The 18,539-nt window shown below is 45.0% G+C and carries 13 protein-coding genes; 7 read left to right on the top strand and 6 right to left on the bottom strand.

Annotation, left to right across the window (positions count from 1 at the left end):
• Positions 1-10 precede the first annotated feature (10 nt).
• Complete coding sequence (locus tag AB5443_RS00695) at positions 11-1,645, top strand: RagB/SusD family nutrient uptake outer membrane protein (RefSeq protein WP_368113029.1); 1,635 nt, start codon at positions 11-13, stop codon at positions 1,643-1,645.
• A gap of 55 nt (positions 1,646-1,700) precedes the next feature.
• On the opposite strand, the gene AB5443_RS00690 is transcribed toward AB5443_RS00695, so the two are convergent.
• From AB5443_RS00690 to AB5443_RS00680, 3 genes are all read right to left on the bottom strand, one after another.
• The gene (locus AB5443_RS00690; protein WP_195662439.1) at positions 1,701-2,444 is read right to left on the bottom strand and encodes a hypothetical protein; all 744 of its coding nucleotides are present in this window, start codon (positions 2,442-2,444) and stop codon (positions 1,701-1,703) included.
• A gap of 379 nt (positions 2,445-2,823) precedes the next feature.
• Positions 2,824-4,014 carry a molecular chaperone DnaJ gene (gene dnaJ / locus AB5443_RS00685; RefSeq protein ID WP_277133493.1) on the bottom strand — a complete coding sequence of 397 codons (1,191 nt, stop codon included), beginning with the start codon at positions 4,012-4,014 and terminating at the stop codon, positions 2,824-2,826.
• Between the two features lie 26 nt (positions 4,015-4,040).
• Positions 4,041-4,625: a nucleotide exchange factor GrpE gene (locus tag AB5443_RS00680; protein ID WP_073348380.1), complete on the bottom strand. Its 585-nt coding sequence runs from the start codon at positions 4,623-4,625 to the stop codon at positions 4,041-4,043.
• 272 nt (positions 4,626-4,897) lie between these two features.
• Between AB5443_RS00680 and AB5443_RS00675 the strand changes: the two genes are divergently transcribed.
• The gene (locus tag AB5443_RS00675; RefSeq protein WP_073348381.1) at positions 4,898-6,517 is read left to right on the top strand and encodes an ABC-F family ATP-binding cassette domain-containing protein; all 1,620 of its coding nucleotides are present in this window, start codon (positions 4,898-4,900) and stop codon (positions 6,515-6,517) included.
• A gap of 241 nt (positions 6,518-6,758) precedes the next feature.
• Here the strand turns inward: AB5443_RS00675 and AB5443_RS00670 are convergent, their stop codons facing one another.
• The 3 genes from AB5443_RS00670 to AB5443_RS00660 form a co-directional block, all read right to left on the bottom strand.
• Positions 6,759-8,951 carry a VapE domain-containing protein gene (locus tag AB5443_RS00670; protein ID WP_368113028.1) on the bottom strand — a complete coding sequence of 731 codons (2,193 nt, stop codon included), beginning with the start codon at positions 8,949-8,951 and terminating at the stop codon, positions 6,759-6,761.
• A 127-nt stretch (positions 8,952-9,078) separates the two neighbouring features.
• Entirely contained in the window at positions 9,079-9,387 is a 309-nt protein-coding gene (locus AB5443_RS00665) for a hypothetical protein (protein WP_195407059.1), read from the bottom strand.
• Between the two features lie 538 nt (positions 9,388-9,925).
• Positions 9,926-10,171 (bottom strand): DUF4248 domain-containing protein, encoded by a 246-nt coding sequence (locus AB5443_RS00660; protein WP_277133487.1) that lies wholly within the window; start codon positions 10,169-10,171, stop codon positions 9,926-9,928.
• A gap of 305 nt (positions 10,172-10,476) precedes the next feature.
• On the opposite strand from AB5443_RS00660, the gene AB5443_RS00655 reads away from it, so the two are divergent.
• The 5 genes from AB5443_RS00655 to AB5443_RS00635 all read left to right on the top strand — a co-directional run bounded on the left by AB5443_RS00655 (position 10,477) and on the right by AB5443_RS00635 (position 18,503).
• Positions 10,477-10,983, top strand: a complete 507-nt coding sequence (locus AB5443_RS00655) for an HU family DNA-binding protein (protein ID WP_044656504.1) — start codon at positions 10,477-10,479, stop codon at positions 10,981-10,983.
• Between the two features lie 145 nt (positions 10,984-11,128).
• Positions 11,129-11,584: an N-acetylmuramoyl-L-alanine amidase gene (locus AB5443_RS00650; RefSeq protein WP_044656505.1), complete on the top strand. Its 456-nt coding sequence runs from the start codon at positions 11,129-11,131 to the stop codon at positions 11,582-11,584.
• 98 nt (positions 11,585-11,682) lie between these two features.
• Complete coding sequence (locus AB5443_RS00645; protein ID WP_156150155.1) at positions 11,683-11,784, top strand: smalltalk protein; 102 nt, start codon at positions 11,683-11,685, stop codon at positions 11,782-11,784.
• 109 nt (positions 11,785-11,893) lie between these two features.
• Complete coding sequence (locus AB5443_RS00640) at positions 11,894-14,911, top strand: hypothetical protein (protein ID WP_277133483.1); 3,018 nt, start codon at positions 11,894-11,896, stop codon at positions 14,909-14,911.
• Position 14,912: 1 nt separating this feature from the next.
• Positions 14,913-18,503, top strand: coding sequence for a DUF6443 domain-containing protein (locus tag AB5443_RS00635; protein ID WP_277133481.1), 3,591 nt, complete (start codon positions 14,913-14,915; stop codon positions 18,501-18,503).
• Positions 18,504-18,539 lie beyond the last annotated feature (36 nt).

Raw genomic sequence — 18,539 nt, 5'->3', positions numbered from 1 at the left:
AGAGGACAACATGATAAAAAAATATTTGAAAAATATAGGACTTATCCTTATTGCATGCACCACTTTCTTTTCATGCGATAAATTTCTGGAAGAAAATCCAAAGGATAAACTTCCCGCCGATGACGTTTACAATAAACTGTCAGACGTATATCTCAACGCCGTAGCCTCGCTCTATACTTACATCGGCGGTTACAGCGACAGCCAAGGACTGCAAGGAACGGGTAGGGGAGTCTACGACCTCAATACCTTTACCACCGATGAAGCCATCATCCCCACACGTGGCGGTGACTGGTACGATGGTGGCTTTTGGCAAGGTCTGTTTCTCCACGACTGGGGCATCGAGAACGATGCCATCCAAGCCACTTGGGAATACCTCTACAAAGTCGTCATGCTAAGCAACAAATCATTAGAAATAATAGACAAATTCAGCGAAACCCACTCCGACGCGGAACTTCCCGCCTACCGTGCAGAAGTGCAAGCCATGCGTGCCATGTATTATTATTACCTGATGGACTTATTTGCCCACATCCCTTTGGTGCAATCTTCTTCCGTAGCCATGAAAGACGTCGTCCAAAGCGACCGCAAAACCGTCTTTGAATTTATATTTCGCGAATTGCAGGAAGCCGCCCCCTTGTTAAGTGTCGCGCACAGTAACCAATCCGGCCCTTACTACGGTCGTATCACACGTCCCGTGGTCACTTTCCTGTTGGCCAAACTAGCCCTGAACGCCGAAATCTATACCGACAACGACTGGACGGACACTCAGCGTCCGGACGGAAAGAACATCAAATTCACCGTAGACGGCAACGAACTCAACGCCTGGGAGACTACCATCTACTACTGCGACCAACTGGAATCCCTTGGCTACAAACTGGAACCGGAATACGAAACGAACTTCTCCATATTCAACGAACCATCGGTAGAGAACATCTTCACTATCCCGATGAACAAAACCCTGTACACCAATCAAATGCAATACCTCTTCCGCTCCCGTCACTATAACCACGCCAAGGCCTACGGACTAAGCGGCGAGAACGGGCCCAGTGCAACGATTGAAGCCCTCGAAACCTTCGGCTACGAAACACCCGAACAAGACCCCCGTTTCGATATCTGCTACTTCGCCGGCATCGTGCGCGACCTCAAAGGCAACATCATCAAACTGGACAACGGCACCGTCCTTGAATATCTTCCTTGGAAAGTAGAACTCGATATCACCGACACCCCCTACGAACAAACAGCCGGTGCACGCATGAAAAAGTACGAAGTAGACCCTACCGCCACCAAAGACGGTAAATTGATGGAAAACGACATTGTACTCTTCCGCTACGCCGATGCCTTACTGATGAAAAGCGAAGCAAAAGTACGCAACGGCGAAAGCGGCGATGATGAACTGAACGAAGTACGTAGCCGTGTGAACGCCTCTTCCCGTTCCGCCACCTTAGAAAATATTCTTGCCGAACGCCAACTTGAACTGGCATGGGAAGGCTGGAGACGCCAGGACTTGATACGCTTCGGGCAGTTCACAAGAGCTTATAGCAGCCGCCCGCAATTGCCCAAAGAGGAGAGTGGCTATACTACTGTATTCCCCATCCCTGAAAAGATACGGGTAATGAATGATAATCTGACGCAGAATCCGGGATACTAATAAAGTAATAAAAGTGAAATAATAAAAGCCGGAGAAATCCGGCTTTGGTTGATGGTTACTTTTCCCATTGTATTCTATAGAAATATCCAGGTGCGGGATTGATTAAATAATATTCATAACATTTTGCACGTTCATCGAATGTAATGCTACCGATTTCTTCATATTCTGTTGGTGTTTTACAATCTATCGGTCTTTTTAGCACTTTAGCTGGTTGCTGAAAATCATCTTTATATTTTAGGATTACACGATAATGGATAATGTTAATGTAGGATTCAACCTTATAATCTAAATAGGGTTTAGCTTTTCCATCGTAATCGTCTGTTTCTGCCCTAAAATGAACGACTCCTGTTTCATTATATAATAAGGGTTTTTCAAATGTCAATATAGCTTTGTCATAGTCATGCTCATTTGTTATGACATCTTTGACTTTTTGAAATCTTGATGATACCTTAGGCAGTTGAGAACCTGACCATTTGAAGTTTTGGTCTATTTCTGATAAGACAAGTCGTTTGGATTGGATCACTCTATAAGTCTCGAATATACTATGTGTTTTGTCTAATGCTTCAAACTTTGTAAAAACAGATACTTTTAAATGATTGTTTTCATTACTACGTTTAACAAACGAATAAATAGCCCATATAATACTCATAAGAAGTACTAATATACATATGCAAAAAAATGATAGCGCAATAATGGCATTAGTAGTGTCAGAAAATGCAAGTATTAAAATTCCTATAATTGAAGCAAATCCGGCTGTACTGTTAAATATTGTCGATAAATTTTCTTTTAAAAATCTCATCTGTGATTGTGTTTGTAATATAAATAAAGCAATGTATATTTATATACATTGCTTGTTATTTTCTAATTCTAATTTGATTACTCAGTCTGATCCCATAATTATATCCTCCTTACTTTTAATAGAGAGGTGCTTGAAGCACTCTATACAATTAGTATTTGATATGTTGCTTTATAATAATAACGTTAATAACCTTATTATGTTGCAAATATACGAAATATATTATGGAGTATTGATTGATTGATTGATTGATTGATGTACCTTAGTGGTTTTTAACACTTTTGGCTTACTGTTCAATGCCTTTTTCTCTGGTTTTGAGAGTGCTCCACCCTATGTTTGAAACAGGATGGAGCATTTGGTGTTATTTTTATATAGCAAAGTCTTAGTCGAAGAAACTCTTGAACTTCTTGAAAATCTTCTCCTTCACCGACGTGCTCGGCTTGAAGTTGTCCGAATTCTCCATCTTCTCGAGCGTACTCTTCTCCTCCTTGTTAAGAGCTTCCGGCACATAAATACTGATATTCACGAGCAAATCCCCCGTTCCATATCCATTCACGTTCGGCAATCCCTTACCGCGTAGACGGAGCACCTTGCCCGGCTGAGTACCCGAATCAATCTTCACCTTCACCTTGCCGTCAATCGTCGGAATCTCCACGGCACCGCCCAGCGCAGCCGTCGGGAAACTCAACAACAGATTGTAAATCAAGTCATTCTCGTCGCGAATCAAGTCCGGATGCGGTTCTTCCTCTACGAGAATCAGCAAATCGCCTGCCACGCCATTATGCTTTCCGGCATTACCCTTGCCACCCATAGAGAGTTGCATACCCTCTGCCACTCCGGCAGGAATCTTCACCGTCACCACCTCTTCACCGTAAATGATTCCGTCGCCACCACACTTCTTGCACTTGTTCTTGATAATCTTACCTTCACCATTACAAGTAGAGCAAGTGACACGCGTCTGCATAGTCCCTAGAATCGTCTGCTGGTTGCGAATCGTCGAACCGCTACCCTTACAAGTAGGGCAAGTCTCCGAACCACCATCGCCCTCGGCACCAGAGCCATGACACTGGTCGCACGGCACATATTTCTTGAGCTTAAACTTCTTTTCCACCCCTTCGGAAATCTCCTTCAGAGTCAGTTTCACCTTGACGCGAAGGTCACTTCCGCGATACCGGCGCTGCTGTGAACCGCCGCCACCGCCGCCGAATCCGCCAAAACCGCTGAATCCGCCGCCGAAGCCACCGCCACGACCGCCGAAGATATCGCCGAACATAGAGAAAATGTCATCCATCGACATACCTTCGCCACCGAAACCGCCGAACGGCCCGCCATTGCCTGCCGCGCCGCTCACGCCCGCATGACCGAACTGGTCATAACGTGAACGCTTGTCCGGATTACTCAATACATCATAAGCCTCGGCTGCCTCTTTAAACTTCTCTTCCGCTTCCTTATCCCCCGGATTCTTGTCAGGGTGATACTGAATCGCCTTCTTGCGGTATGCCTTCTTTATTTCTTCTACTGTGGCGGTCTTCGTCACTTCCAGTATTTCGTAATAATCTCTTTTTTCTGCCATGCTTCTTTGTCAATTACAAATTAATCTTATTCCCCTACAACTACCTTCGCGTGACGGAGCACCTTGTCGTTCAATGTATAACCCGTCTGCACACAATCCAGAATCTTGCCCTTCTGTTCTTCCGACGGAGCAGGAATCACTGCGATGGCTTCATGATAATCCGTATCGAGCGGCTGGTCTTTCGTCTCGATGACCTTTACGCCGTTCTGTGCCAGTACAGCCAGAAACTTATTGTAAATCAGCTCAACGCCTTCCTTTACGGCATTCACATCCGTTGCCGTCTCCATCGTCTTGATGGCACGCTCGAAGTCGTCCACTACCGGAAGAATGCTGCTCAGGCTCTTTTCGCCACCATTCAGAATCAGCTCCGCTTTCTCCTTTATAGTGCGCTTGCGATAATTGTCAAACTCGGCGGACAATCGCAGATACTTATCCTTCTGCTCCTCGATAGTCTCCTGAGCCTTTCCCAATTCCTGCTCAAGCTCTTCCTCGTGCGTCAGCGGCGCTGCGTCTTCAGCCTGTTCGTTTTGCGGTTGGTCTTCCGCACCATTATTCAGAATGTCTTCCACATTCATCTCTTCTTCCTTCACTTTTTTTTCTTTCGGATCCATATTGGTATTTACTATTTTACTTATTACTATTTACTGTTTAAAAAACACGCGTCATCCGTATAAGATACCGCCTGTAAACATGCCGGGCTGACCGGATGTCATTGATTCTGCCTGCAAAAACTTTGCCAAGTTGGCCGTTTTGCCAAAAAACGCTGCAAAGGTAACACTTTTATGTCAGATTGGCACATACCGGATAGCTCATAATTCATTTTAAATACCTACCTTTGCGGCTTCAAAGCGAAAAAGTTAAAAGTTAAATAGAAAAAGGTAAGATGATTACAGTTTCGAATGTTTCGGTACAGTTTGGTAAAAGAGTGTTGTTTAATGACGTAAACCTGAAGTTTACGAGTGGTAATTGCTATGGTATTATCGGTGCGAACGGTGCGGGAAAATCTACATTCCTCCGCACGATTTACGGGGATTTGGATCCAACTACCGGTACGATTGCCCTGGGCCCCGGCGAACGCCTCTCCGTATTGAGCCAGGATCACTTCAAGTGGGACGCCTTTACCGTAATGGATACCGTAATGATGGGGCATACCGTGTTGTGGGACATAATGAAACAACGCGAAGTGCTGTATGCCAAAGAAGATTTTACAGACGAAGACGGACTGAAAGTTTCCGAACTGGAAGAACGTTTTGCCGAGTTGGACGGATGGAACGCGGAGAGTGACGCGGCCATGCTGTTGAGCGGACTGGGCATTAAGGAAGACAAGCATTATACATTGATGGGTGAGTTGAGCGGTAAGGAAAAGGTACGTGTGATGTTGGCACAAGCCTTGTACGGAAATCCGGACAACCTGCTACTGGATGAGCCTACCAATGACCTCGATATGGAAACAGTGACCTGGCTTGAAGAATACCTTTCCAACTTCGAACACACCGTGCTCGTAGTGAGCCACGACCGTCACTTCCTCGACTCCGTATGTACGCATACGGTAGACATCGACTACGGAAAAATCAATATGTTTGCCGGTAACTACAGTTTCTGGTACGAATCGAGCCAGTTGGCTCTCCGTCAGCAGCAGAACCAGAAGGCAAAGGCTGAAGAGAAGAAGAAGGAACTGGAAGAATTTATCCGCCGGTTCAGCGCCAACGTAGCGAAGAGCAAGCAGACCACAAGCCGTAAGAAGATGCTTGAGAAACTGAACGTAGAAGAAATCAAACCGTCTTCACGCAAGTATCCGGGTATCATCTTCACCCCCGAACGCGAACCGGGCAACCAAATCCTGGAAGTATCGGGACTGAGCAAGAAGACGGAAGAGGGCGTAGTGCTCTTCAACGACGTCAACTTCAACGTAGAGAAAGGCGACAAAATCGTATTCCTTTCACGCAACCCGCGTGCGATGACTGCCTTCTTCGAAATCATCAACGGAAACATGAAGCCGGATGCCGGAACCTTCAACTGGGGCGTGACTATCACCACCGCTTATCTTCCGTTGGACAACACCGACTTCTTCAACACCGACTTGAATCTGGTAGACTGGTTGAGTCAGTTCGGCGAAGGCAACGAAGTTTATATGAAAGGCTTCCTCGGCCGTATGCTGTTCTCAGGCGAAGAAGTGCTGAAGAAAGTAAGCGTACTCTCCGGTGGTGAGAAGATGCGTTGTATGATTGCCCGCATGCAGCTCCGCAATGCCAACTGTCTGATTCTGGATACTCCTACCAACCACTTGGACTTGGAATCTATCCAGGCATTCAACAACAACCTGAAGACGTACAAGGGAAATATCCTCTTCTCTTCCCATGACCACGAATTCATCCAGACCGTTGCCAACCGTATCATCGAACTGACTCCGAACGGTATCATCGACAAGATGATGGAATATGATGAATATATCACGTCCGACCATATCAAGGAATTGAGAGCAAAGATGTACGGCGATAAATAACCACGCTAACGCTTAGCCATAGCTATAAAACTAAGGCGCGAATTACGCGGATAACACGGTTTTTGTTAATCACAAATGATTAGCTACCGTGAAATCCGCGTAATCCGTGCCTGATTTTTTTATATCTAAGACTCACCCGCACATTGTCGTGTGATAAGTTATCCTATACCTCTTTCATCTGTGCCGATTTCCGATAAAAGCCCGTGCGTAAGTTGAAAGAATGTGTTGTTTTGTGCGAAAATCACAACTCCAATCCCTTCTGAACCGGAAGTTGCGGTCGAATTGAATTTTCTTTGCGTTCTTCGGGTGAATATTCCACCACCCAATATTCCGTCACCTTGTTGGAAGTCTTCCGTGAGTGGAAATGGTTGTTTTCCAGTACCGTGGTCAGCATTTGTTTCGTCTGCGCGTTGGACTGTGTGCGCCCGTTCAGGCTCAATACCGACAGCAGATAGGAGGCAGGATACCATTGCGCCAGTATATCGTTCGGCCTGGCGGCACGGAAATAGAAGAAAAGATTTTCCTCTATCGGGTCTTTCTGGCGGAACGCCTCATTGCGGTTGTTGAGAAACGTAATCTCCTCGTTCTCATACCAGTACTGGAATCCCTGCCGGTAGAGCGCATATGCCTGTGCGTATATCCCCTCATGGTTGACGGGCGTATGATAGTCTATGTCCAGTAGCGTGTTGAACGAGATACGCCTGTTCTCGCCGATATCCGGCAGGCAGTGCGGATTGTTGGTACTGGCGATGAACGATGCCCGGCGGATGTACGTATAACTCTGGATATCATAGACCTTGCGCTCGTTCACGACATCTTGCGTGATAAGGCTTTTCAAGTTCTGCATACGCTCCGGGGAGAGCGTGTCAAATTCGTCCAGGTTGATAATCAGGCAAGACGACATTTGCAGCAGATGGGTCGTGTTGTCGGGATTAATCATGCCGTTGCGATAATAATCCTTAAGTTCCGGCGGGAGAAGGTGGCGTATGAAGGTGCTCTTCCCTTTTCCCTGTGCGCCGTGGAATAGCATCAACTGGTGGTTCTGCACCTCGTCGTCGATGGCGCACGCCACCATTCCTACGAGCCATCGGCGGAAACTGTCCTCGAAAAAAGCCTGGTCTGCCGCCTTCACAGTTCCCGTCAGTTGGCCGATAAAGTCCGTTTTCCCGTCCCATGCCTTGAGTGAGGTGAAATAATGGACAAACGGGTTGAACGGCTTTGCGTAGTCCGAGTCTACTACAGCTTTCAAGTCAGCCTGAGTACAGTTGATATTCTTTACATGTGCGTTGACATAGAATGTGTTGAGATCCTTTGTGCGAAGCGCGTTGAAAGGCGGCAACTCTGCCGGAGGGATTTCGGGCGTTGTCTTCCGGAACTCGATTTGTTCTTTCACTACGTTTCTCCTGATTTCGTAGTGTTCGTCCATAAACTTGATGATCTGGCAGATTTTCGGTTCTTTCTCTTCCTCTTCCGCATGGTCGGTCTTTGAGGTGTATTGGTAAGCGTTGTGCAGGGGGAGTCCGAGGTCGAAGCCGGGAAGGTCGCCGAAATGGCTGTGTGCCAGGCTGACGGCTTCCTGCTCCGTGATGTGGCGGCGGTAACACTGGTTGCCCAGGCAATAGAAGAAATTGTCGCGGTTGCCCGTCTCGAGACGTTCCTTGCGTCGGGTGTATTCCAACGCCTTGCGGAAGTCAAGCTGCACTTGCAGCTCGATGGGCGACGCGTTCTCCTGTACGGGAAGGAGCGGGGAGCGGTGTTCCGGATTCCTGCGTTTCTTGTTCTTGCACTCTTCCTCGGTGGGGAGAGTCACTTTGACCGTCAGTGGCTTTACGTTTTCCAGCCCTTCGAGGGAGAGGAAGGCGTCCGGGTCATGCGACACGAAGAATCCCCGTCCCGGATCGCTTCCGCTTGTATCCACTTTGGTGTTGAGCAGCTTCTCGTATTTGCTGCTTGCCAAGGCGTACATGCGGTGGTGGTAGCGTTCCAGAGTGGGGAAGTCGACAGTTCCCAGCGCATTCAGTTCGGCACGCAAGGCTTCCGCTTCTTTGCCGGTGAGATAGACGAAGATTTTCAGCCCGTGCATGCGGGGGCTGACGAAATCCCCTAACGTGTCGGGACATTCATTCACCAACAGGCGGAATTCCGGGAGCTTTTCCGTCGGCATGTCGTCACAGTCGAGCGTGATGATGTCCTGATACGTGTCAAGACTGTAAGCCAACCTTTCCTTAATGTAGGTAGCCGTGATAGTGTGGTAGGGCAGTTGCTTCTTCATCCGGTCTGCCTTCGCTGTGTCTCCCTCTTCCATGGCTTCCCGAAGTCTCCGGATTCTGTCGCGGTAAACATCTCCCCGGATAAATGCGAACAACTGCCGGATGGTTATCCTTCCCGATACGAGTGATAATCCTCTGTATGTGGTTATTACGATATTTTCCATTTTAATTGTTTATATGAATTTAAGTTGTGTCAATAGTGACACGCTGCAAAGGACGGCTTTTCGTGTGGAATAAAAAAACTGCTTTTTGTACCCAAAAAGCAGTTTTTTAACATTTGGCTCTTAACTACTAATCGTCAAGAAGCGTTCTTTTCAGTCTTTGTATCTCACAATCAATCTCTTCCACGCTTAATGACTCGTCCGAATCATCAGATTTCTTGAAATCGACAGCCAGAAATAACCACTCTGCGAAGAACTTGGGGCCTTTAATCTTAAAGGGTGAGTCATGGTCATAGCAGAGATGGACATAAGGAAGGAGATACTTCTTGCGGTCGCGGGGACTGACTACTATCCTGTTGTTATACAGGTGATTGACGATGTCGAGCGTCTGCGTGATAGACTTGGATACTTGGGGGAACTCCCCTTTTTCGAGTGTCACGGCCTGTTTGTTCTGGTAAACGAAGCCTTCGGAAAAAATGTCTTTTTTCTCATGATTTTAACTGGTTTTTTGGTCTTGTTAAAAAATGTTGTTTTAAAAAGACGCAAAGGTACGTTTTATTTTGTTCCTTTCATTTACTCATTCTGTCTATTTTCTTATATATTTTATTTGATGGAAAAAGCGTGTATTTGAGGTGGAGCCCCTCCACCTCAAATACACGCTTTTTCCTCTAAAAAAGATAAAACTTTCGCGCCCGCGAGCGCGTACATTATTATAATGTGAGTTTGACATAGTACCCCTTCCGCATGGCTCGGGGATTACTGTATCGAACACACGTTATTATAGGAGAAAAACCACAGCTTGCTTATCTTCCCCAGTGTTATGAATTGCACGGGAGCCCGCTATAGCCGCTTTTATTTTCATTATAGCAAATCTTTTTTTCATTATAGCTAATCTTTTTTTCGTTATAGCTAATCCGGATTTCATTATAGCTAATTTTATTTTCGTTATAGCTAACCGGAATCTGACCTGAAGAGATTCACGGCGCATCGAGATACTTCACGATGAGCCGCACCTGTCTTGCGCTGTAAGCGTGGTCGTTTTTACCTTCGCCACCGCTGTACATAGCGTCATACAGTTCCTTGTTGTTTCTGATCCACTCCCTCATCTTCCGCATGGCATACACCAACGGTACATAAGGATTGTACAAATGTGCCAGTTCCGACTTCAAATACGGACGTATGACAAACGGCTCTTCCACCGCCTCTTCTGTTTCTGCTTTCATATCTTCGGGAAATTGATATTATCGTATTCCAAATATACGAAAAATCCCCCGGATAGCCAACTATGTAAGTCAAATAAAATCAATATGAATAAAAGTAAATACACTTTGGATGAAACTGAATGAAAGTAAGACAAAGTAAGCCAATCCGAGACAAAGTACGTCATCTCACCCCACTGTAATATAGTACCTTTGAGGTATCGAAAGAGAAAGAAACAGAGCTCGTTCATCTCTCCCGATACTCATTGCGAAAATCGCAATATGTAATAAATATTTTTCAATTATTAATTCTCAATTTTTAATCTATCATGGCAATACCATTTAAAAGAATGGGTCGTAAAGACCCGAGAAAGGATGACGGGGTGGTGAAATTTCACCCGCAACTTGTGACACAGGGACAGAGTGTAGACTTGGATAAACTCGCTTACATCATGAAAGACAAGAGTTCTCTTTCACTGGGAGACATCCAGAGTGTGCTGACCAATTTTGTGGAAGCGATGCGCTCGGAACTGTTCGACGGCAAATCCGTCAACATCCGTGACTTCGGTGTATTCAGTCTTTCCGCCACCACACTGGGAGCGGACACGAAGGACAAGTGCACGATGAAAAACATCAAGACGGTGAACATCAACTTCCGTCCTTCGAGCAGTGTCCGTCCTAATCTGACATCTACCCGTGCCGGAGAAAAAATCGAGTTTCTTGATCTCGATGCGCCCAAGACGAAAAACGAGGGTGGCGGAACTCCTGATGAAGGTGGCAATGAGAAGCCCGGTGGCGGTGGCGACGACGGAGAAACTCCGGATCCGGCAGCATAAGCTATTGGCAACCGATAACCGGTTATCAGCAACCGGTTATCAGCAACCGACAACCGGTAGTCGCCGATAATCAAAAACCGGCAATCAACAACCGGCAATCAGTAATCAACAATCAGCAATCAGCAATAGAAATATCAGCTACACCATGAGAAAGATTGACTTAATCGTGATCCATTGTTCCGCTACCCGTGAAGACCGTTCACTTACGCCGGATGATTTGGAAACGCTGCACCGGCGACGCGGATTCAACGGTACGGGCTATCACTACTACATCCGCAAGGATGGCACGGTTCACCTCACCCGTCCGATTGACCGTATCGGCGCGCACGTCCGGGGGTTCAACGCTCACTCGATAGGCATCTGCTATGAAGGCGGACTGGACTGCCGGGGACGCCCGGCAGACACCCGCACACCGGCTCAATGGTCTTCACTGTGGCAACTGGTGAATCTGCTGCAAGAAAAGTTTCCCGGCTGTCGGGTGTGCGGACATCGCGACCTCTCGCCCGACCGTAACGGAAACGGGGAGATTGAACCGGAAGAGTGGATTAAGGCGTGCCCGTGTTTTGAGGTGAAAGACGAGTTCGGTACTTCCGCCACATAAGACTTCAGTTTTTGAAAGGATAACAATGAATTAAGGTAATAGAGTTTTTCAGGAAGTGATTAATTATTTAAAGAGTCGGAAAGGAGGTGTGTAAAGTTATGGCAGTCAAAAGATCCCTTTGGGATACCATTTTGAAGGTAATCATCGCGGTGGCTTCGGCAGTGCTCGGTGCGCTGGGTGGTAATGCGATGAATCTGTAATCCTGTTCACTCCTGCAGGCAGAGATGGAATGTCTCTCTTGTGGGGGTGGATTTTTTACTACAAAGATTAGTGTATAAGAAAATGAGCGAATCTATTATTATATAAATTATGAAACAAAAATATCAAAAAAAAATAGGAATATTCCGAAATCGTTTTTTACTTTTGCTGTTGGCGATCCTTGGATGCCAGTCGTATCTGCATGGGCAGACAAGGAGCAATCCGCTTGACACGGAATCATTGTTTGACTACGAAGCAGTGGGTACGCCCGCTACGACGGCACTGATACAGAATATAGTCTATCCCGTAAATTACAGTACTGGACTGCCGGAAATAAAAATCCAGCTCTATGAAGTGAAAAATGGTGATGTCACTCTTCCCATTTATCTCACTTATCATGCTTCGGGCATCAAACTAAGTGATGTGGCTGGTTGGACGGGATTGGGATGGAATCTAGTAGCGGAGCCGATGATAACAAGGACTATTCGGGGATATGAAGATAACCCGAAAACCCGGACTTGCTCTTTTGATAAGGATGCCTATAACAGGCAAAGCTATGTATATACTATGGCAACAGAGGGAAACTTAGAATATCCGGACGAATATTATTATCGTCTTCCTGGCAAACAAGGAATGTTTATGTACTCAATGGAGCCTAAAGATACAACCCGGCAATTTCTTCCAATCCCTTATGAAAATATCCGTATTGACTGGATGAATACGTTTTTTAAGATTGTGGATGACAACGGAACCATTTATAAATTTAACGGAGGAACAGAATCAGGCGGGGCGGACGGAAAGGTCGTGGGATGGAAGGCATCGTCTCTAGTTGCTTCCAACCGGAAAGATTCCATATCATTCGTGTACGATACCAGTGTACTTTCTTATGACGTGAAGGTGCATAATGATTATATGGTAGTAAGGGATAAAATTAATAGTTCACTCTGTACACATACGAAGCGGAAAGAATGCATGGAAGTATGTGATTATTTGCCTGATGAGTGGATGCTGAATCCTATTATTTATAGTACGGTTAATAATCAGACAAAGACTTATCAGTATAATGAGACGGAGAAGGAACTCGTCCCGGACTGGGATGACTCGTTTTATTCGTCTTCGAACCGTATTCTACATACACATACCCAACCTTTGAGTGAGATTCGGTTCAGTCAGGGAAAATTGGTTTTTACGAAAGAGCAAAATCGTCCGCGACTTCAGAAAATCACAGTATATGATCTTGCAGGAAATAATGTTAAAGAAATCCGGTTCAATTACATGACCAATAATAGTAAATGGATACACCGTTACTATTTGGAAGGCATTGAAATAACGGATGAGGAGGGAAAAATATTGGAAAACTATCGCTTTGGCTATTATAAGCATGATCTCTTGCCACAACCGGGAGACCGCAGTATCGACTATTGGGGATATTTCAACGGTGTATATCGTTCGGATGATGAAACGTTGATACCCGGCCAGATGATAGATGCAAGGAGAGGGGTGGGATCTTCGGAGAGTTCTGATATCGATATAAATATTGGTTCTCTACTTTCTAGAGAAGCGGATGAGAAATATATGATGTGTGGAGTACTAGATGAAATTACTTACCCTACTGGTTCTACTGATAAATTTGTTTACGAGGCGCATCGCTATGTTGCAGCAAACAAAAAAGTCCGGATAGCCGGAGGGCTGCGTATCAAGCAGATTGTAACGAAAAATAAAGACAGGGAGATGAAAATCCGTACATTCAAGTACGGCATAGGCGAAGATGGAAACGGAAACTCTCTGATCGACGATTATTTCAATTATTTCATGCTTGACCAGGCACTGTATCTGGGGGATCCTCTGACGGTATGGTATGGACATGGGACTTTGTATTTTGCCCCTTATTACGATTTTTACATTTCTGCCCGACAACGCACATTTTTCAGTAATCCGATATGGTCTGTTACATATGACGGAGGATCTCCGGTGATGTATGATTGTGTAACTGAATACAACGGAACTCCTGAGAACAACTCTGGAAAAACGGTGTATCAATATGCCGTCAAATCCCCGGATTATTTTCCTGTCGGATACAATACTATTCAACGGAATTTGCATGATGGTTGGCAATACGGACATCTGACCAACAAGACTATGTATAAAAATGATATGGGAATGTATAAACCGTTGGAAAGTATTGAGAACTTCTATTCTTCTTCTAAAAAGAATTTCGGAAATATATTAATTGGAGAAGCTGCTTCAAATGTCGTTATCAGGAAAGCTGTCAGTGGCTTTATTCCTGGTGAAATAATGTATGACATTGATTACGCACGTACAACAATAAAAGTTGGAGCTAAATTGCTGTTGAAAAGCTACCATAATACCTACACGGATGAAGGTACGGTTAGTTCCATTATGGAATATGAATACGGTGACCCTTCTACTGTTTTTCCGACCTGCATCATTGAAACTGCAAGTGACGGTACGAATCGTACCACGACTTTGACTTATCCTTATACCAACAGAAATGTATATCCTTATACAGAAATGACGGAGCGCAATATTCTTAATCCGGTAGTGAAAAAAGAATATGTTTATAATGGATCTTATGTTGGAATTGAAACTCCTTTTATTAAAACTTCCGATAACGTTTATACCCCCAGTAGTCTTATTTTCCGGCGTGATTCTTTGGATAGTGGTGACGTCCGTGCTACTTACCTATACGATGATCATGGAAGAATACGGCAAGAAACTAAGGATGATAAAGAAACAGTCGCTTATCTTTATGGATACAAGAATCAGAATATCATAGTACGAGTAGAGAATGCGACGTATGCCGAAGTGGCGGCAGCTTTAGGTGGTGAAAATACAGTGAAAGCTCTTGCTGATGCTTCAACTCTTTCTTCCTATGAAATCCGGAGGATAAATAACTTGCGTTTTTTGCTGCCTGCGTCACATGTGACTACTTATACTTACGAACCGCTTGTCGGTGTAGCATCCGTGACTGATCCGCTTGGGATGACCACCGGCTTTGAGTATGATGAGGGAGGACGGTTGAAGCAAATATATATCCTGAAGGATGACAAGAAAGAGGTCGTCGAACGCTATGAGTATAATTATGCGAATTTACAAAAAACAGAATGATATGGAAAGAAGAATATTATGTCTGCTTCTGACATGTTTCATTACTTTCGGAAGCATATTCGGACAGGATTTGGACTATCTTGAAGATATGGGCACCTGGTCGTCCCCGTTTTCAACAAGCAAAAGCCTGGAACTTTTACCAGATATGATGTACGATATTGATTACCGGTTTACACTGACTCAACCGATGGATATCACTATATCAAACAACGGGACGACGCAGGAAAGTACTTGCCTGGCATTATATAACTCTGCCTGGGAACATATAGGCTCTGAATGCGGTGCTTTCTATTCTCCCCCCACTTTGGCAAACTTGTCTTTTTCCTGCCTTCCGGCGGGAACATATGTGATAGCTGTTAGTTGGGATAAAAATCAGGGACGGATATATACCGGACTTAAGGGAGAATATCCGAGTGTCACCCGGATTGCCGAACATATCGGTACACTTGATTCTCCTTTCGAATATGTGGATACCAAAGATACAAGTGATCCTTCTGTTGCTTATCAAGGTTCCGGTCGCTATAATGATGGGGTCTGCTATTGTTTTACGATTTCGCATGACATGAATATCATGATTTCGCATTGTGGATCGGTGGTGAATGCAACGGAACTTTACTTATTGGATGAACGAGGTGTCCAAATCAAAACCAATTTTGAAAATACTCCGCCTCATGATTGCGCAAATTCCAAACAAGCTTATCTGGAAATGAGCAATCTTGCTGCCGGCACCTATTATGTGGTGTCAGTTGGAGGATACGAGAATTCTAAATTTCTTAAAGGAAACATAACTACACGCATTACAGGTGAAGAAGTAATACCCGTTCCCAATGTCACGGAGTTTGCCGAAGAAATAGGTACTTTTAATTCTCCTTTCTTCTATGAAGACACGAAGGATACAAGCATTCCGGGGGTAGGCTATCCGGGTTGCAATGATTACAGATACGGTGTCTGCTACCGTTTCGCTTTGTCCCGCATCATGGAGCTCACCCTTTCACATTGCGGTTCGCAGGCTTTTGATACACATCTTTATTTGCTTGATGCGGCAGGAAATTTGCTGGCGGACAATGATAACTATTTTGGTGCAGAGCAATGCGGTAATCCTTCTAACGCTTATCTGGCAATGCCTCGAATAGCCCCTGGTGTCTATTATGTGGTATCCAAAGTAGAAAATGGATATGGTGGAATCGCTACACGCATTATGGGTAAACCGATCGAAGAAAGTGTTGGATCTATTGACAGAAATTATGTAATGACTCGAACCTACAGGGATTCCCTCGGCGGTCAATGGCTGGACAAAGTGGATTACTTCGACGAGATGGGGCGCGCCAGTCAGTCTGTATTGGTAGGAGCGTCTCCCGAAGGCGGAGATATCGTGTCGGTATCTGAATATGACTCTTACGGGCGTGTCAATAAAACATGGCTTCCAGCATCCATAGAAAATAAGGCGGGTAATTATATTCCGGCTGCATCTTTATCGGAAAGCGTGAAAGCGGTATACAATGGCGAATCGGCACCTTTTTCGCATATTGTCTATGAACTATCGGAAATGAACCGTCCGGTGATGCAGTATGGTACCGGAGATGACTGGCAGTCGAAAGGTAAGGCTGTGTGTGCAGAATATCAACTGACTAATATTGCAGGAGACAGTATCCGAAACTGCGTCCATTACCAGGTTTCAGATGGGGTTGAGAATAATGACACCTTGATGACTATCCTGCATGCGGGAAATTATCCTACAGGAAGCCTGCAAGTTGTCCGGAAAACGGACGAAGACGGAAACGCTGTCATAGAGTTCTCTAATAGTTCCGGTCAGGTAGTACTGAGCAGGCAGATTCCTAAGGATGGTGCTATGTGCTACGACACTTATTATATTTACGATGAATGGGGGAATTTGCGTGCAGTCCTACCGCCTTTGGCTGCGGACGAGATGAACAATGAAGACGGCATGAATGGTGCGGAAAACTCATGGACTACTTCAGACCCGACAATCCGCAACTACGCCTATCTTTACAAATACGACGCCCGTTTCCGGTTAACAGCTAAGCGTCTTCCGGGACAGGACTGGATACGTTACGTTTATGACAAGTCGGACGCTCTGATTTTTGCTCAAGATGGAGAACAGCGCAAACGAGGAGAGTGGGTATTTTCTATTACTGACGGTCTGGGACGTGAGTGTTTGACGGGAATCTGCAAGAATATTTTCGGGACAGCCTCGCTCAATACAGCAGTGAGTGCCGTACGTAGCAACACTATGGGTGTCTATAAAGGTTATTCGGTTTCAGGAGTCACCTTAATCGCTCCGCGGGTAATGACAGTGAATTACTACGACGATTACGCGTTCATGGGCAAAAACGGAATACCTTCGGCAACCGACAGTAACTATAAATACGACATGCTCGCCGGCTATGGTGAACGCTACACGGAAGGAGCGCAATCGCTATTGACCGGTACGTTGATTGCACAGCTTGACGGCTCGCAAGCAATAAGCTATCTGCCTTCAGTGATGTATTATGACTATCGGGGTCGGTTGATACAGAGTAAAACAGGAACCCATCTGGCAGACGGTATCGAGAAAGAATATGTTGCTTATGATTTTACGGGTCATCCGTTGAAGCGGCGTTATGTTCATGCTGCAACAGGGAAAAGTACTCAAACGGAAGAATATACTTATACTTACGATTCTGCGGGACGTCTGCTTACTTCGAAGCATATTTTGAATGGAAAACCAAGTGTTACTCTGGCAGATAACGAATATGACTGCATAGGTCGTCTGAAAGCAAATAAACGGAGCGGTAATATGAATTTGAAAACATCTTATTCATACAATGTCCGTTCGTGGGTGAAAAGCATTTCCAATCCATTATTCAGTCAACAACTCTATTATAACGATAAGCGTCCGAATGAAACAAATAATGTTTGTTACAATGGGAATATTTCCGGCATGGACTGGGCTGTTTCTTCCGACAATGTGCGCCGTGGTTACGACTTCGAATATGACGGGCTGTCACAACTATTGAACGCTCAATATTTGGAAAGTGATACGAGAAGTGACAAATTCAATACATCTTATAGCTATGACAAACAAGGAAATATCCTTTCATTATCGCGGAAAGGTCTTATCGCATCCGGTGAATATGCCCTGTTGGATGATTTATTCTTGACTCTTGATGGCAATCGGTTGAAAGCGGTGAATGATGTCGCAACAGGTTCGGCTTATAATAACGGATTTGAGTTCAAAGACGGTTCTCATTCGGATATGGAGTACTTCTACGACGCCAATGGTAATTTAATTAAAGATTTAAATAAAAAGATTAGCGTTATTGAATATAATTACCTAAATTTACCAAATCGTATAGAGTTCGAGGATGGCAGCTTTATTTCTTATCTTTATGATGCAGCAGGTTCAAAACTGCGTGTTGTTCATAGTATCGCAGGAAATACAACTACTACTGATTATTGCGGTAATGTGATCTATGAAAATGGAATCCCCAAGACTTTATTGACAGATGCCGGATTTGTATCTTTGAGTGATAGTAGGTATCATTATTATTTGCAGGATCATCAAGGTAACAACCGTGTAGTGGCAGACTAAAACGGGAATGTTGAGGAAGTAAATCATTATTATCCG

It is taken from the genome of Bacteroides sp. RTP21281st1_H5_RTP21281_210402, from assembly GCF_040918965.1.
GTDB lineage: Bacteria > Bacteroidota > Bacteroidia > Bacteroidales > Bacteroidaceae > Bacteroides > Bacteroides congonensis.
Note: the sequence above shows the minus strand (reverse complement) of the source record. Positions and strands in the feature narration are given on the sequence as shown.

What these genes read in the sequence shown, in the direction of transcription:
- AB5443_RS00670 (WP_368113028.1), bottom strand. Translation starts at nt 8,951, where the DNA reads ATGGAAAATATCGTAATAACCACATACAGAGGATTATCACTCGTATCG.
- AB5443_RS00640 (WP_277133483.1), top strand. Translation starts at nt 11,894, where the DNA reads ATGAAACAAAAATATCAAAAAAAAATAGGAATATTCCGAAATCGTTTT.
- AB5443_RS00655 (WP_044656504.1), top strand. Translation starts at nt 10,477, where the DNA reads ATGGCAATACCATTTAAAAGAATGGGTCGTAAAGACCCGAGAAAGGAT.
- AB5443_RS00635 (WP_277133481.1), top strand. Translation starts at nt 14,913, where the DNA reads ATGGAAAGAAGAATATTATGTCTGCTTCTGACATGTTTCATTACTTTC.
- AB5443_RS00690 (WP_195662439.1), bottom strand. Translation starts at nt 2,444, where the DNA reads ATGAGATTTTTAAAAGAAAATTTATCGACAATATTTAACAGTACAGCC.
- AB5443_RS00650 (WP_044656505.1), top strand. Translation starts at nt 11,129, where the DNA reads ATGAGAAAGATTGACTTAATCGTGATCCATTGTTCCGCTACCCGTGAA.
- AB5443_RS00675 (WP_073348381.1), top strand. Translation starts at nt 4,898, where the DNA reads ATGATTACAGTTTCGAATGTTTCGGTACAGTTTGGTAAAAGAGTGTTG.
- AB5443_RS00645 (WP_156150155.1), top strand. Translation starts at nt 11,683, where the DNA reads ATGGCAGTCAAAAGATCCCTTTGGGATACCATTTTGAAGGTAATCATC.
- dnaJ (WP_277133493.1), bottom strand. Translation starts at nt 4,014, where the DNA reads ATGGCAGAAAAAAGAGATTATTACGAAATACTGGAAGTGACGAAGACC.
- AB5443_RS00680 (WP_073348380.1), bottom strand. Translation starts at nt 4,625, where the DNA reads ATGGATCCGAAAGAAAAAAAAGTGAAGGAAGAAGAGATGAATGTGGAA.
- AB5443_RS00695 (WP_368113029.1), top strand. Translation starts at nt 11, where the DNA reads ATGATAAAAAAATATTTGAAAAATATAGGACTTATCCTTATTGCATGC.
- AB5443_RS00660 (WP_277133487.1), bottom strand. Translation starts at nt 10,171, where the DNA reads ATGAAAGCAGAAACAGAAGAGGCGGTGGAAGAGCCGTTTGTCATACGT.